The organism is Bacteroidota bacterium (assembly GCA_021300195.1).
Classification (GTDB): Bacteria; Bacteroidota; Bacteroidia; order J057; family JAJTIE01; genus JAJTIE01.
This window is the reverse complement of record JAJTIE010000022.1, coordinates 1-15,960: the sequence shown is the minus strand read 5'-3', so window position 1 is coordinate 15,960 and position 15,960 is coordinate 1. Positions and strand designations below refer to the sequence as shown.

9 protein-coding genes and 3 tRNA genes are annotated in these 15,960 nt (G+C 53.9%); 4 read left to right on the top strand and 8 right to left on the bottom strand.

Annotated features, from left to right (window positions below; genetic code table 11):
• Nucleotides 1-7: 7 nt before the first annotated feature.
• Genes LW884_06040 through LW884_06030 form a run of 3 tightly spaced genes read right to left on the bottom strand, consistent with a single transcriptional unit; the run spans nt 8 to nt 3,015 of the window.
• Nucleotides 8-778, bottom strand: coding sequence for a hypothetical protein (locus LW884_06040; protein ID MCE3007892.1), 771 nt, complete (start codon nt 776-778; stop codon nt 8-10).
• A 17-nt stretch (nt 779-795) separates the two neighbouring features.
• The gene (locus LW884_06035) at nt 796-2,517 is read right to left on the bottom strand and encodes a hypothetical protein (GenBank protein MCE3007891.1); all 1,722 of its coding nucleotides are present in this window, start codon (nt 2,515-2,517) and stop codon (nt 796-798) included.
• 3 nt (nt 2,518-2,520) lie between these two features.
• A complete protein-coding gene (locus LW884_06030; protein MCE3007890.1) occupies nt 2,521-3,015 on the bottom strand; it encodes an SET domain-containing protein-lysine N-methyltransferase in 495 nt (164 codons plus the stop codon).
• Nucleotides 3,016-3,411: 396 nt separating this feature from the next.
• On the opposite strand from LW884_06030, the gene LW884_06025 reads away from it, so the two are divergent.
• The 3 genes from LW884_06025 to LW884_06015 all read left to right on the top strand — a co-directional run bounded on the left by LW884_06025 (nt 3,412) and on the right by LW884_06015 (nt 9,673).
• Nucleotides 3,412-5,703, top strand: a complete 2,292-nt coding sequence (locus tag LW884_06025; protein ID MCE3007889.1) for a hypothetical protein — start codon at nt 3,412-3,414, stop codon at nt 5,701-5,703.
• Nucleotides 5,704-7,157: 1,454 nt separating this feature from the next.
• Nucleotides 7,158-7,637, top strand: coding sequence for a hypothetical protein (locus LW884_06020; protein MCE3007888.1), 480 nt, complete (start codon nt 7,158-7,160; stop codon nt 7,635-7,637).
• Nucleotides 7,638-7,711: 74 nt separating this feature from the next.
• Nucleotides 7,712-9,673, top strand: coding sequence for a hypothetical protein (locus LW884_06015; protein ID MCE3007887.1), 1,962 nt, complete (start codon nt 7,712-7,714; stop codon nt 9,671-9,673).
• Between the two features lie 717 nt (nt 9,674-10,390).
• On the opposite strand, the gene LW884_06010 is transcribed toward LW884_06015, so the two are convergent.
• From LW884_06010 to LW884_06000, 3 genes are all read right to left on the bottom strand, one after another.
• Nucleotides 10,391-10,467 (bottom strand) — tRNA-Arg (locus tag LW884_06010).
• Nucleotides 10,468-10,622: 155 nt separating this feature from the next.
• A tRNA-Pro gene (locus tag LW884_06005) sits at nt 10,623-10,697 on the bottom strand.
• 132 nt (nt 10,698-10,829) lie between these two features.
• Nucleotides 10,830-10,918, bottom strand: a tRNA-Ser gene (locus tag LW884_06000).
• A gap of 94 nt (nt 10,919-11,012) precedes the next feature.
• Here LW884_06000 and LW884_05995 point away from each other — a divergent pair.
• Entirely contained in the window at nt 11,013-13,754 is a 2,742-nt protein-coding gene (locus LW884_05995; GenBank protein MCE3007886.1) for a hypothetical protein, read from the top strand.
• 42 nt (nt 13,755-13,796) lie between these two features.
• Here the strand turns inward: LW884_05995 and LW884_05990 are convergent, their stop codons facing one another.
• The gene (locus LW884_05990; protein ID MCE3007885.1) at nt 13,797-14,981 is read right to left on the bottom strand and encodes a PLP-dependent transferase; all 1,185 of its coding nucleotides are present in this window, start codon (nt 14,979-14,981) and stop codon (nt 13,797-13,799) included.
• Nucleotides 14,982-15,176: 195 nt separating this feature from the next.
• Nucleotides 15,177-15,656 (bottom strand): thermonuclease family protein, encoded by a 480-nt coding sequence (locus LW884_05985; GenBank protein MCE3007884.1) that lies wholly within the window; start codon nt 15,654-15,656, stop codon nt 15,177-15,179.
• Between the last annotated feature and the right edge of the window lie 304 nt (nt 15,657-15,960).

Below are 15,960 nucleotides of genomic sequence, written 5' to 3'. Positions count from 1 at the left end.
CCAATGATTAGTTAATGATAAAATTCAGGTACCAAAGCTGTCGATTAGTTCCCTCTATTACAATCTGATACTGGCCATGTGGCATATCCGAAACCTGAATCTTATACCGATTGTCTCCATACGCTACCAAAGCTGCATCTCTAATGCCCAACTCGCGTACCAGGGTGCCAGATCGAGTATAAATCCTGGCATAAAAATCGGAAGACTTGTAGTTGCTATGCAGCTGTATGGGTAGTTTACCCTCCAGGGGGGGTACAAATCCGTGTACCTGGTCTGCACGCATGCGATAAAAAAACTGAGGTGGATCCTCCTCTTTTACTGAATCATCCGGTGCCAGGGGAATGGAAAATAGATGAACTTCACTCTGTGCCAGCGTCTCGCCACCCTCCTCGGTGTTAATAGCCAATACCTGCCAGGCATACTTTTTGCCTGCCTGTAGCCTGGGGGCTGTGACTGGATAGACGTAAGTCTGAGTCCGTATATTACTGATCTCATAGATAGCCGGATTAGAGAGAATAGCTGCTTCCTTTGACTGGTAATTTCCTCGCTTACCTACGGCCAACACCTCGGCAATACGCAGGGTAAAAAGTGGTGATCCCGGCTGCTGAGATAGCCAGGAAAACATGGGATAGGGTTGATAGAGCACAGCTTCATCCTGTGGCAGTACCAGCCTTAGGCCAGTTGTGCCCTGGGCCCGCAGCGTACCCAGGCAAACGAGGCCGACAAAAATAAGCCGGGCACACACAGGCATAAAGCGCAAATGGCGCAATGGCGACATAGCCTGATTAGGTAGGACTAATTGCACGAGCATCCCAATGAATTCTTTTGATATTCTCCACAGCCACGCTTACATCTTTCCCTACACTCCAGGGGCCTTTCTATGTAGTCAGGATCGAAATTACTAACACCATCAATATTAACCGGTAACCAGCTGGGGGAAGCACCAAAGCCGGTAGCGGATATATCCCGATGATTGGCACGCGGAGAGTAGTCGTGGGCAATGGTACCCGCTGCGTCATTCAGGGGCACCGAAAGCAGCAGGCGCGAGGGATGCTCATACAAATGTGAGTTTCCTGCATAGGGAAAATTACCCACTCCCAACCATGAAGTAGGTCTAGTTAAAGCAATCATGTATGGATCGTGAAATCCGTGGTAAATACGAAAATGGTCTAGCCGGCCGCGAAAGCCATCCGTAAAAGACCCGGCTCGACTGGAGCCCAACAACAAACTGGCACCTGATGTGCCGACTGCAACCAGGGCATTACTTACATGGCTGACGGTATCCTGATTAGCGGGAGGACAATTATAATTATATAAGTAGCTCGAATAATAATAATAATAATAATTATCAAAAGAAGAAAGACCACCCAGTGCTAAAGACCAGTGTTTAGGATTATTGGAACGCTTCTGGAAAAATAGCGGAACACGAACCGCAGAATCTAGTGGAACAATCAACCCCAAACTATCGGAATAATACCAGCGATACTTCGGAAAAGCATACACGATATCAAATCCATACTTTCCACTTCTCGCAGGGTCGTTTACACTTAGTGTGATCGTGATCCAATCCGTCGGAAGTTCATGTTCAACCGCAAAGGCACTCTTATTGAATTCTATGCTCATATTCAGCTGATAGCAAGCCTGAAGTGGTTGATCCAGGCAGCCCTGTACAGAACAATTTTGGCTCTCGGGTGAAAGAGACAGAATTGAATACTTTCGGCCCTCCTCCAGTTGATCCAGGGTCATCCATAGCTCTATCGAAAAATCATTCTGGAGAAAATTTCTGTATGCGGGGTCATTTCCAAAATTTATATACTGAGCGCCATTGAACTGCAATCCGCCCTGCTCGTAGTAGGGCTTGGAGGCTATTTCATGCGACTTGAGCTTTTTTTGCGCATAACTGGCTTCGGTTTCATGCCTACCAAAGCGTTCATTATACAAAAAAACCCGGGCCGAAGGTGTAGTGAAAAGGCTGGTATCTATGGAGGAAATTCGTAGTAAATATTGATCTAAAAGTGCAAATTCGTAGGGTGTAATACAGCTAGAAATATTTTCGCTCAAGGTAAAGGATTTAGGAATAAAATGCACATTTTGCTGGGAAATACCTGCAGAAAAGGTAGCAGCTATTGAATACGAAACCTCGTACTGGTAAGCAGGCGCGGATCGAGGTTTTCTTATCCGATAAACATCATAGGTGCCATTGGAGGTGCCCTCTGCCAGGGTTACCGTTTCACAACTCCTTTCCAAATCTGTAATGGGTATCTCGGGGAAAACATAAACCTCCCGGGGAGAGGATAATTTTTGTAGGGTAAGATCAAACTTCAGGTTTGCCGTGGGGGTGCCCTGCTTGATCAGTACCAACGCATAGGCATCTTGCTCGCATTTTACACCTCCTAATCTACCAATAAGTACAATTACAATCAGCAGCTCTATCAGCACAAAAGCCTTGGCCGCTGTAGAGATAAAGAAAAAAACAACGGTAAGGAGTGCTATTTTCTTAAGCTTCGATCTTTTCATGCCCTACCAGTATTTGATGCTCATCTCGGCACTCTTGTCATTGGGAAACAGCGAGATAAGCTCGCGGTAGCTGCCCAGTATCTCGGTGTTTGGTGGAATATCCCGATTGGCCCGCAGGATAATGGCTCGCTCTCTTAGCTCAATGCGGGTGTTGGGCGTTTGGCTATCGTTGATAAAGGTGCCTACAACGGAGCTGCGATAAGCCATTAGAAATGGTCCGCTGGGCAGCACCTTGTAAAAAATGGTACATACGCTGTCTCCCTGCTGAAAACTGGTAGCAGCATCGGTAAAAAGCCCTACGCCGTGTACGCTGGACTTTTCTACCCGAAACGGGCTGTTCTTAATATAAACGGCAGCCTGATTTCCGTCTGCAATTGCCTGCCAGAAACCGGACTCCAGGCGGGATACCACCTGGCCACCCGACCCACGAACCTCTTCTATCTCAACATTGTACTGAAGCTCATTGGGGCCAAGGGCAGGGCTCTGCTGAGCCCGCAAACCATCTGGCCTGCCAAGAAATAAACCCAGCAAAAAAACATACAATACAACAGGAACTCTTCGCATACTCATTTTCATATTACCAGTATCACAATAAACAAGGACGGCATAGGCCGTTCCTAAATACCCAATTTCAGCCCCATAGCGAGGATATGCAGAATATGTACAAGTCTTCATATCTCTACGCTACTCATCATACTCAGTAGGAGCGTTATTGGGGTACAGAAAACGAGCCCAAAACTATATAAAATTTTACTTTCCAGGGACTCGCTTCACAAAAAAATAATGTAGCAGAAGATTCATCACCAGGTTGCATTTTGTGTTTAACTTTCGCGGGTGATCGCACGCAGGCTCTTATACTTCCTTTATTGCGTTGGCATCTACTCAAGCATCCTGGTGCAGATTAGCAGGGCGCAGCAGCCGGAAAAAGCCCGGGGGCAGCTGCCTGTGCGGGGGCAGCTGGGCATTAGCACCCAGCACAGCACCAATCCGGGAAATGACTACCTGCTACAGCCGCCGGACTATGTGCGGCTGCGGGGCGGACTACAGACAAGCCTGGCAGCCCTGCCAGTACAGCTGGGAGGCCTGGCCACCACAGAGCAGGGCGCGTATCGGCAGGCTATCAGCCAGTTTAGCCTGGGCCTGGATGTGCAATCGCTGCAAGAGAAGGTGCTGAGCCGTGCGGAGCAGAAGGCAAAGCAAAAACAGCAGGAGCTGGCCTACATGCACAAGCTGGACAGCGCGACGTACAACAACAAGGCGTATAACAAAATGCAGTGGGCCCAAAGCCTGTACGAGGGCTACCCTGAGCTGGCAGCCTATGAGAACGAACTGGCTAACCTGGATAAACTGCCCAAGGACGCTGAGCCGGCACAACGGCTGATGGCAGAAGCCCTGGAGCGCAACCATGCGCTACAGCACTGGTATACGGAGCAGCTGGACACACTGAACAAAAATGCCCGTACGCTGGGCCAGCTGCAGAAGGGCCGCGCCTATGCCGACTCGCTGCGGGCACTGCAAGCCCAGGCAAAAGCCTACACCCTGCAGGCCAATGCCCTGAGCAAGCGGGTACCCGAGGCGGCCAACCTGTATGACCTGCCCGAGCTGCCCACCGACAGCCTGCAAGCACGACAGACGCGGGCCGAGCACGAGTTGGAACAACTAAAGCAGGTGCAGCAAAAACCGCAACAGGCGTTTGCCAATAAGAAGCGGCTGGTAGAAATGGGCCTGCTGGAAAAGAGCGAGCAAAAGCTGTTCGTCATCAAAAAGCTGCAGCTAGGCACCAGCTACCCCTATTATGCCGACCTGGCCTTCAAGGGGGCGGCCATACTGGGCCTGGATGTGGAGCTGGAGCCGGGCGAATGGCATGTGCAGGCATCGGCCGCGCACAACCAGAACGCCAGCCAGGCCATCAGCCTCAGCAACCTGAATAGCCTGTACCAGCTGCGCCTGCCCGCACTGTATACCCGCAATATCGTAGCCGCCTCGGTAGGCAGGGGGCCGCAGGAGGGCACGCACCTGCACCTGAACCTGCTGTATGGCACCGACAGGCAGGGCCAGGCCCCAGACACGCTTTTCCCCGAAAACACCCCCAGGCGAAACTACCTGATCGGGCTAGACTTTGCCCTGCCCCTGCTCGGCGAAAGCCTGAGCCTCCGGGGCGAGTTTCACAAAAGCCTAACCTACAGAGACCTGAATACCTACCGCCCGCAGGCAGGAGAGGTGCCGGGCTGGGTAGGGCAGCTGTATGCCTACAGCGACACCCTGGCCCAGGACTATGCCCTGCAGCTGGCCCTGGCCTATGCGCTAGACAAGCATACGCAGCTGGAGGCCCGATACCGACGCCTGGGGCCCGGCTACACCTCCTTTGGCGTGCCCTTCCTGCGCAACGACCTAAGGGCATACGCCCTGCTGGCCAAAAGGCAGTACCCCCACCTGCACCTGGAGGTGCGGGGCCTGGCCGAATATGAGCAGACAAACCTGAAGGGCCTGAAACCCTATGGGGTAAACACCACCAGCCTGGGTGCCGGTGCCACCTGGAGCCCGCCAAAAGCCCCCACCCTGTCTGCAGACTACCAGCTGGCGCGGCAGCAGGGGGTAAGCCAGGTGGTAAAGACCGAAAGCCAGGATAGCATTCCGCCCGCTGGTGATTTCCACCTGCTGAGCCTGACTGCGGCCTATGCCTACGGCAAAAAAAACCCGCAAGCCATTAGCCTGAGTGCCAGCCACCAGCTGCGCACCGCCCAGCAGACCTTTTATGATGCCACGGCCCCGGCCTTCCCCAGCATACGCCTGTATAGCCTGAGCAGCGCCTACCGCCTGCAGCTGGGCAAATGGACCCTGACCACGCAGGCCAACCTGGTGTGGGAGAGCAGCAACCGCAGCCTGAACCAGGGAGAAACGGGCACAAGCAGCGAGCAAGACTTTGTGCTGCCCCCCCAGCGCCTGTACGCCGGTACGGCCGCCCTGGCCAGCACCCACCTGCGCTGGCTGCGCATAGAGGGGGGCGCGGCCCTGGCCCGAGACGAATCTCTGGGCACGCGCACCAGCCCCTTCCTCACCCTGGGCACCACCCTGCTGAAAAAAATAAACCTGAGCGCCACCACCGCCTACAACCTGCTGACCCAAAACCACCTGCCCACCGAAACCTACTGGCAGTTTAATACCGAACTCTCTTACACCCTATAGCCATGACCCATACCCCGCTGCCGATACGCCCCCTGCCCCGCATACTGCGCACAGCGCCCGGGCTGGGCCTGGCCGCCGCCATTTTTTACTGCCTGCTGGCGACACACCCGCTGCACGGCCAGGCACCCAATGTGATACAGCTGTGGGATACGGCTTTCGGGGGGACTGCTGCGGATCTGGCATCATCTATCCTGCCTACCAAGGACGGAGGATATTTTCTGGCGGGGACTTCTTACTCAAATAAATCTGGCGACAAAACAGAACAGGCACCTGGTGTAAGCTACTGGGTAGTTAAACTGGACAAGAATAGAAAAAAAGAGTGGGATAATACACTAAGTGGCGATATAACCGACGGACACACTTATGTATTTGATGATTTATTATCTGCCCAGCAGACACAAGACGGAGGATTTATTCTATCTGGTAGATCCCGATCAGGAAAAGGGAATGACAAAACAGTATACCCTGGGGGTGCTTACAATCACTGGATCATCAAGCTAAATGCTAACGGAATAAAGGAGTGGGATAGAGCATATGGTGCCTTTGGTAATACCCACTTTGAACCTAGTATTATACGCGAAACTACTAGCGGACAATATATATTAGCAGGATGGAGCATACACATCAGAAGCTCATATCCAGAGAATTACAATTTCTGGATTGGGAAGTTAGACTACAATGGAGATGTCCTATGGGAAAAAACCATAGGTGGAGGTATGATTGGAAATGGAATAAGAAAGGATGTATTAACTGCATTGGAAATATGCTCAGATGGAGGAATAATAGTAGGAGGAAGATCCAGATCCAGTGCCTGTAACGGGACAAATGGACGCCCTAATTACGAGTGTATTAAAAGCCAGGATAGCAGGGGTGATGATGATTTCTGGATTGCAAAGATAAACTCATCTGGCCGAGTTATTGAATGGGAGAAGACCTATGGGGGTAGCGGAAAAGAAGAACCGACCTCTATTATTGAAACGCACAATGGGGGCTACATAATTGGGGGTTATTCAAATTCAGGTATCGGGCAAGAAAAAAGTGAAAACTCAAAAGGACAGAATGATTTATGGATTATTCAAATAGATGCCCATGGCAACAAAATATGGGACAAAACAATAGGTGGAAGCGGAGATGACTATCTAAATAAAGTAATCCAGACATATGATGGAGGATTCCTGCTTTCTGGTACAGTCTCCTCGCCTAAAGGAGGCGATATTACCGACCCAAAAGCCATAGGTATTTCCAAGTATTGGATACTTAAACTAGACGAACAAGGAAATAAAGTATGGGATAAGATCTTGGAGAGTTATTACACTTCTATCTATGCACCATCGAGATTTGGAGGCCTTCATGAGGTTAATCCAGGTGAATACATTCTGGGCGGTAGTGTTACCGGCGGCAGGCCAAACCGTGGAGGTTGGGATTACTGGCTCACTAGCTTTTTCGACTGCAACGTGCTGATCCCCACCATCAGCCAGAACGGCAGCCTGCTGCGCAGCAGCCAGGCGCAGGCCGGAAACCAGTGGCTGGATGCCACCCGCCAGCCCATCCCCCAGGCCACCGGCAGCAGCTATGCCCCACCCGCCAGCGGCACCTACTACGTGCAGTACCGCAGCCCCCAGGGCTGCGTGGTTACCAGCCCCCCCTACACCTACATACAGGGCTGCGACGGCCAGCCCGAGGGCTTCTTCAGCATACAGCAGCTGGCAGGCGGGCGCAGCTTCCGCATCACCACCCCGCAGGATGTGCCCGTTAATCGCCGAAACTACACCGCCAGGCTGCTAGACCCCCTTACTGGCCAGGTGCGGTACAGCACTCCCCTTAGTGGTCTCAATTTCGAAATCACCGTAAGCAGCAATCTGGCACAGGGGCCCTATACCCTGGAAGTGAAAGGCGAGCTGGATACCCTTACCCTGGCCGTCCACCTGCCCTAAGGGTGGACGAAAAGCCCACAAGAACAAATTAAATGAATCCCGTATGCCCCGCCAACTATAAGCCAGCTACTGTTATGAAACTAAAAACCCTCTGTCTACTACTGGGCCTATGCCCGGCCCTGCTGCTTGGACAACCCATTGTAATAGAGTGGGAGAAGAGCTATGGCGGCAGCGGTAGCGACGAACTGCTGGATATGGACCAGACCGAAGACGGCGGATTTATCCTGGGGGGCAGATCCAACTCCGACTCGGTGGGCTATGGCAGGGGCCTGAGCGACAAATCCGAACCGGGCAGGGGGTCGCTAGACTACTGGGCTGTTCGGGTAGACAGGGATGGGAATATCCTATGGGATAAAACATTGGGTGGCAGTGATAATGACCAACTATGGACTATTCTCAGCACGGTAGAGAATGGCAAGCAAGTTTTTTTTCTGGGAGGCTTCTCGCGCTCAAGTATATCTGGTGATAAAAGTCAGGATCCATACTTCAGTGTATATGACAATATGGATTTCTGGATAGTGAAAACAGATGATAGTGCTAAAAAAATGTGGGACAAAAGATTAGGAGGCACTAGATTTGATTGGCTAAGTAACCTTAAAAAGACAAATGATGGAGGATACATGTTGGCAGGATTTTCTAGTTCACCTGAATTTAATCTGGCAACAAACTGCTGCGAAAAAACACAAATAAATTTTGGTACAGAATATACCACTGATTTTTGGATATCAAAGGTTGATCAAAATTTTAATATACAATGGGATAAGACATTTGGAGGTGAAATTCATGAAATATTTCCGCTAATATTACAAACACAAGACAACGGTTATATTCTGGCCGGAAGTTCCAATTCAGATGCTTATAGACAAGATCCCTTACACGGAAAATCTCAAGACAGTTATGATCCAAAGAATCAAAGAGGGGCATCCTGTTGCTTTGACTATTGGATTATAAAGCTGGATGAAAATGGCAATAGGCAATGGGATAAAACCTATGGAGGAACAGGACATGATCAACTATTCTCAATAGTACAAACACCTGATGGAGGCTATTTGGTGGGCGGACATTCATATTCTTTGGGATATAACAACGATACAGGATGCTGCGATAAATCAGAAGACAGCAAAGGACTATCTGACTACTGGATTGTAAAATTGGATGAAACTGGCAATAGGCAATGGGATAAAACCTATGGAGGAACAGGACCAGATTTTTTGAAAGACATAAAAATAACTAGAGATGGTGGCTATGTTTTATTAGGTATATCATCGTCTGGAATTGGAGGTGATAAATCAGAATCAAGAAAGGGAGATGTGGACATGTGGATCTTAAAATTTGACTCGAATGGGAATAAGCAATGGGACAAGACGATAGGAGGCGGATATACTCGAGTAGAATCCGAAAAATTTTGTATCTTGGAGCTACACGATGGGAGCTATGTATTGGGAGGTGCGTACGTATCCGGAGCTGGTGACAATTCAGACAAAAAGATAAACAGAGGAAGTGCTGACTACTGGCTGGTCAAGATCTACGACTGCAAATTCGCAACCCCCACCATCAGCCAGAACGGCAGCCTGCTGCGCAGCAGCCAGGCGCAGACCGGAAACCAGTGGCTGGATGCCAGCCTACAACCCATCCCCCAGGCCACCGGCAGCAGCTATGCCCCGCCCGCCAGCGGCACCTACTACGTGCAGTACAGTAGCCCCCAGGGCTGCGTGGCTACCAGCGAGCCCTATACCTACATACAGGGCTGCGACGGCCAGGCCGAGGGCTTCTTCGATGTACGGGTATTTTCAAGTGGGCATCCGGGTGTCTCCCGCATCAGCATCAGCACCCCGCAGGATGTGCCCGTTAATCGCCGAAACTACACCGCCAGGCTGCTAGACCCCCTTACTGGCCAGGTGCGGTACAGCACAAGTTTTAGCGGCCTCCATTTCGAACTCTATTACGATAGCTGGCCCTACATCCTACCTCGCGGACCCTACACCCTGGTGGTGGTGGGCGAGTTGGATACCCTCACGCTGGGCGTGCAGCTTTAGTGGGCGAGCGTGCCCTTGGATCACCCACAGCTGAACAGCAGACACCTACGGTGCTTCCTCCACGTATGCGCCTACAGTGTGGTGCCTGCCGCCCACCGGAATAGGAGCCCCTTACCGAGCAGTATGACACCTGAAGGCCAAGTTCCTGCTGAGCTGCTAGGGTGCCCCATGCGCCAGTACGCAGAGACGTGCCAGCAAGCACTCAGTGCCCAAAAAAGTGAAGCCCGGTGGCCCACAAAGGCAGAAAACTGAGGTGCTGAGCGCAACTATAGGCTGTAGCGCATGCTCGTCACCCCTGGTGCCTTGCCCCCTGGCAGGCATGGCCCGTAACGAAAAGGCCCCCAATTTCAGGGGGCCTTCGTGTTCCGAGGGCTTTAGCCTTTCCTCGGCACAGAGCCTGGGCCGTCCGCTTGTTTCCAAGGCGAGCGGCATAGCCCTAGGGTGCATAACCGAGGCGCTGTTTCAGAAAGAACTCCGATGGGGAGCATGGATAGAGATACCCCGCCCGCAAGGCCTCGTAAAGACATTTTTCCGCTTAACTTTCTAACTAAGCCCGCCAATGGCAGCTTTTGTTGTGCCTTTTCCGCATCTTTCGTTTTGCCAATTATTCCAGCGCGTAGGGCACACTCCCACAAGCAGATAGGGTACAGATTACTACATTGCTACCAGGCTGAATTCATAAAAAAACGCCTGCTACCCATACGGGTGCGGCGCTTATGGCACCTCCTACAGGACTCGAACCTGTAACCCCCGGATTAGAAATCCGGTGCTCTATCCGGTTGAGCTAAGGAGGCATTTTCTGTCTCTACTTAACGCCCAGGCCCTAGCGATACTGGCTGGCGCTCCGGGTGGGGCATTCTACACGCCTGTACACCTGGATGGCCCTGGCTGCTACTAGCTACCTACTCAACAAAAAAGGGGCTCATGCCCCCCTTTACCACCTTCTGTGTCGAGGTGGCAGGATTCGAACCTGCGACCCTCTGCTCCCAAAGCAGATACGCTAACCGGACTGCGCTACACCTCGATCCTTTAGGGCATTCAGATTATGTCAAAAAAAGGCAGGGAAGCAACGAGAAAAACAGCGAAACAAAAACAAACTACGCGCTCTAAGTGCCGCTACTTCGCCCCAACTCTATGCATCTGCCACGACCTAGTGTGGTGAGGGAGGGATTCGAACCCTCGGTACAGTTTGACCCGTACGGCACTTTAGCAAAGTGCTGCTTTAGACCACTCAGCCACCTCACCCGGTTTTGGAGGAGCAAAGATAGAAGAGTAAGCTGGTTTGTACAATAGCGGGATTCATTTTTTAGGACAAGAATTTTCCCGCTTATCTTTGGGCGTGCGGTGCTTTAGAACAATTGGCCTACTGGTGCTGTGTGCGCCCGTGCTCGCCCTGGCCCAGCAGGCCGATAGCGTGTATACCCTGGCCCATGCCTACACCAGCCTGGATGAGCAGCAGGCGCAGCCCTGTGCGCTAGCCGATGGGCAGAGCGGGCTGTGGGTGGTGTACACTGGCACACGCAGCCCAGGGCAGCAGCCCAATGTGATCCTGCAGCACCTGAATGCTGCCGGAACCCCCCTACTGTCTGCCGACGGATGGCAGCTGTGCCCCAGCCGCCACACGCAGGCCCAGCCCCAGGTGGTGGCAGACGGGCAGGGGGGCATATTTGTGCTCTGGGAAGAGCAGCGAGATTTCTTGCGTGGCATCTATGGCATTCACCTGGATGCGGAAGCCCAGCTGCTATGGAGTCCGCTGGGCGAGTATCTGGCACCCGCTGCCGAGCCTGGCACCCGCTTTAGCGCACTTAGCGATAAGCTAGGGAGCCTATACCTGGCCTGGGAAGACAGCCGCGGGGCCGAGCGTATCCGCCAGATCTACCTGCAGCACCTGAATACCGAGGGCAGCCCGAGCTGGGCATTCGGGGGGGTGCCCGTAGCACCTGTAAATAGGCTGCAGCGGCACCCACGCCTGGATGTGAGCCCGGAGGGCGGGCTACTGGTGCTGTGGGAGGACTACCGATCGGGCAGCAGCTGGGAGCTATATGCCCAGCACTACAGCCCCGGCGGAGAACCCGAGTGGGACCGCATGGGCATAGCCCTGCCCCCCCCGGGGGCCAACCAGAACCTGCAGCGGCCGGTTATGCAGGGCGATGGCTTTGGCGGCCTGCTATGCGCCTACGAGGTGCTAGGCCCCGGTACACGGGGCAAAGACCTGTACCTGGCACGGATTACCCGAAACGGCAGGCTGGTATACCAGCTACCCATATGCCGAGAGCGAGGAAACCAGGCCGAGCCGGGCCTGATCGTAAAAGGGGCGGACCTGCTGGTGTATTGGCTAGACGACCGGACTACCGATACCGACCTGTATGCGCAGCGCATAGACATACAGAGCGGAACCGCCTGGTGGGCAGCCGATGGCACACTGGTGTGCCTAAATGGTGCAAGCCAGCAGGCGGTACGGGCGGGTAGTGGCTCGGTGTTTACAGACCAGCTGCTGATCTGGCAAGACAACCGGCGGGGTTGGCCCGGCATCTATGCCCAAAAGCTGAATGCAAAGGGCACAGCCCTATGGCCCTACCAGGGGCTAGCGATAACAGAAGAGAAGGGAGACAAACACAACCTGCAGGTCGTATCTACCGAGTCGGGCGGAGCCTGGATAGTGTGGCAAGACTACCGAAACCCCGTAACACCCAAGCTATATGCAAACCGAATACTGGAAACAGGCGAACTGCTAGACACAGCAGGATCGGTGCCGCTATACCAGGTGGTGGAGCACAAAGAGGCCCGAATACTAAACCCCCAGCTGATTGCCGGCCAACTGCAAGACTTCTACCTGGCCTGGGAAGACTACCGAAGTGGGCCCCGAAACCCGGATGTATACGCACAGCGCCTGGATGCCTATGGCACCCCGTACTGGACGCCAAATGGCCTGCCTATATGCACGGCCCCCAGCTACCAGAGCCTGCCCAAGCTATGTGCCACCGCCACCGGGCTACAACTGGCCTGGCTAGACCACCGAAACAGGGTGGATGATGACCTGTACTACCAGCAGATAACCTACAATGCCCGGGGCTACCGGGGCCTGAGTGGGACCCCCATGGTCCAGGCATTCCGATCGCAGAGCGATCTAAGCCAGCTACTGGACACCGACGGAAACCTGTGGCTGGCCTGGACAGATGGCCGTTCCTTTCTGGAACGAGGCTTTCAGGTCTATCTAAACCGAATAGACCCCAGTGGCACCCCCCTGCTGGGCACCCAGGGCCGGGCAGTGGCCCCTAGCCACAGCTATCAGACGGGGCCCTGCCTGAGCAAAGATCCACGAGACAACCTGTACCTGGCCTGGATGGATGAGCGAAGCGGGGTATACAACATACGCATGCACCGCTACGACCGCAGTGGTCGCCCCCTGTGGAGCGAAGAGGGCCTAGCCATTTCCCCCACCCCAGCCCACCAGCGCTACCCAGCCCTGCAGTGCCCAGAAGAAGGCGGGGTGGTAGCCGTGTGGGCCGATGACCGGTTTGGCCAGGACTATACCAAGATTTTTGCCCAACGCATGGCTTCCAATGGGAAACCCCTATGGGGAGAGGCAGGGCGGCCTGTGTGCCCACACGCGGGCAGGCAGACGCATCCCGAGCTGTACAATGCCCAGAATGACGAGATGCTGGTGGTGTGGCTAGACCAACGGAGCCAGGCGCAAACGGACTACCTGCTGATGGCACAAAAACTGAACGGGCGCGGAGAACCGGTGTGGGAAGAACGCGGCCTGCCGATAGGCAGCTTTCTGCACGAAAACTATCCCTTCTCTGTGGTAGTGCAGTGGCCCATGGTATTATACGCCTGGCAAGCCAAAGTGGGAACCCAGGGGAACGAACAGGTATTCTACCGCTTTCAAGACCTGCGTACAGGCCAGCTGGGCGCGGCACTACCTGCCTACGCGGCAGCACCCGGGACAGATCAGCTACAACCCGTAGTGGCCGCCCAAAACGGGCAATACGCCCTGTGCTGGGTGCAGAAAGACAAGCATACGGACCGCCACGAGCTGAAACTGCGGTTTGTGCTACCCTACCTGGACACCCGGTAGCCCACACCGCCCGGCATAGATCTTGCAGCCCGGCAGCGGCACCTACAGCCTGCTGGCCTTCAGGGCATGATCCACCCAGCCCCGTATATCGTCTATATGCTCCAGCCCTGCCGATATGCGGATGGTACCCGGATGGATGCCCACCGCTGCACGCTCTGCATCCGTCAGCTTGCTGTGGGTGGTGCTGGCAGGATGCGTTACGATGGTGCGTGTATCGCCCAGGTTGGCCGTATGGCTCAGTACACCAGCGTGATCCAAAAAGGCGCGTCCGCGGTCTATACCACCCTTTATCTCAAACGTTACAATGCCGCCGCCCATCTTCATCTGCTGCCGGGCCAGCTCATACTGCGGGTGGCTAGGCAGGAAGGGGTATTTTACCAGCTTTACATCCTCATGCTGGGTCTCCAGCCACTGGGCCAGGGCCAGGGCATTCTCGCAGTGGCGCTGCATGCGCACGTGCAGGGTCTCCAGGCTCTTGCTCAGTATCCAGCCATTCATGGGGCTAAGCGCGGGGCCTGTGTGGCGCACAAAAAACCGGAGCTCCTGTATCAGGTCAGCCCGACCTACTATCACCCCGCCTATGGTACGCCCCTGGCCATCTATCCACTTGGTAGCGCTGTGGGCCACCAGGTCGGCCCCGTATTCTATAGGGCGCTGCAGGTAGGGGGTAGCAAAACAGTTGTCTACAGCCAGAATCAGCTGATGCTTGCGTGCCAGCCTGCTCGCCCACTCCATATCTACCAGGTCCAGGCCGGGGTTGCTGGGGGTCTCCAGAAAAATCATCCGGGTATTCTCGCGTATGGCAGGCTCCCACTCCTCGGGGCGTGTGGGGTCTACATAGGTATGGGCAATGTTCCAGCGCGGAAACAGGCGGGTTACGATCTGGTGCGTACTGCCAAAAACCGCTCGGCTCATCAGTACATGGTCTCCCGCACTTAGTAGCCCAGCCATGGTTACAAACATGGCCGCCATCCCGCTTGCCGTTACCACGCCGTCCTCAGCCCCCTCCAGTTTGCACATTTTTTCTACAAACTCGTTGTTATTGGGGTTCGAAAAACGGGTGTAGATGTTCCCGGACATCTCATCGGCAAACAGGGCACGGGCCATCTCGGCATCTTCAAACACGAAGCTACTAGTCATGTAGATAGGTACTGCATGCTCGCGGTGCTGGCTGCGCTCCGCCTGTGTGCGGATCGCATCGGTCTCGAAATGGGATTTCTGGCTCATAACTAGTACAAAATTAGGCAAATACTGCCATTATACGGCCTTTCCCTATACAATTGCACACAAAATAACAGTTACCCGAAATAGTATTTCAAACTAATACCCTTCAAGCGCAGTAAATCCAGCTATTATTTTGGCCAAAGGCACCACACATAGCCTGCACAAAGGCGACTAAACAGGTAGGCCCGGAAGCCAGACCTAGAAGCTGCGTGCCTTCCTCTTTTGCGCCCTATACTCCCACGGCGGTGTGGGACGGGGCTGCTGCCATAGGCCCCTGAGGTTCTCTCGGGCGCGCAGTTCGGCATGTGCATAGGCCAGGTCGTTGCTATACTTTTTGTAGTGCCAGGCGTAGCCAGCCTCCAGCATGGCCAGGTTTACATTCTCCCCATCTGGGGTGTACAGGATGCCAATGGTGCGCTGGTAACGATCTCCACCCGTAGAAACCAGGCGTACCCTACCCGCAGCCAGCAGCCCGCGCAGGTGCTCGGTGGCACGGGTGCCATAGTCCTGACCCCGCTCCGGGGCATCTATGCCATACAGGCGTACCCTAGTTTGGGTAGTGCCCGAAAGCAATGTGACCGTATCGCCATCGGATATCTTTACTACGCGATACCCCTCCTCATCCGTACAGGCGAGAAGGAATAGCAGGATGGTGGCAGAGAATAGGGTACGAAGCATAAGGGCAAAGATTGCCAAAGAAAGGTGAAGCATGCCTGTTTGATCGTGTGTTTGTATGGGTAAGAAACACACATACAGGCCCTTCGTCAAGACATTATTTAGGTGGAGCCGCATGCGGAACATGCCGCAAGTAGGTAACCCGGTTCGCCAAAACAGGTCGTCCCCCCCCTCCCCCCGTTTAGTGTTTAGTAGGTAGAGTCAATAAAAAACCCCTACCTGTTTTCACAGGAGGGGTTTTGAATTAAAGGAGGCGGCGACCTACTTTCCCGGGAGTTACCCTAGTATCATTGGCGTCTGCGGACTT

Bases quoted from the DNA above. Each gene is read 5' to 3' on its own strand.
- LW884_06015 (MCE3007887.1), top strand. From the start codon at position 7,712: ATGAAACTAAAAACCCTCTGTCTACTACTGGGCCTATGCCCGGCCCTG.
- LW884_06035 (MCE3007891.1), bottom strand. From the start codon at position 2,517: ATGAAAAGATCGAAGCTTAAGAAAATAGCACTCCTTACCGTTGTTTTT.
- LW884_06040 (MCE3007892.1), bottom strand. From the start codon at position 778: ATGTCGCCATTGCGCCATTTGCGCTTTATGCCTGTGTGTGCCCGGCTT.
- LW884_05990 (MCE3007885.1), bottom strand. From the start codon at position 14,981: ATGAGCCAGAAATCCCATTTCGAGACCGATGCGATCCGCACACAGGCG.
- LW884_05985 (MCE3007884.1), bottom strand. From the start codon at position 15,656: ATGCTTCGTACCCTATTCTCTGCCACCATCCTGCTATTCCTTCTCGCC.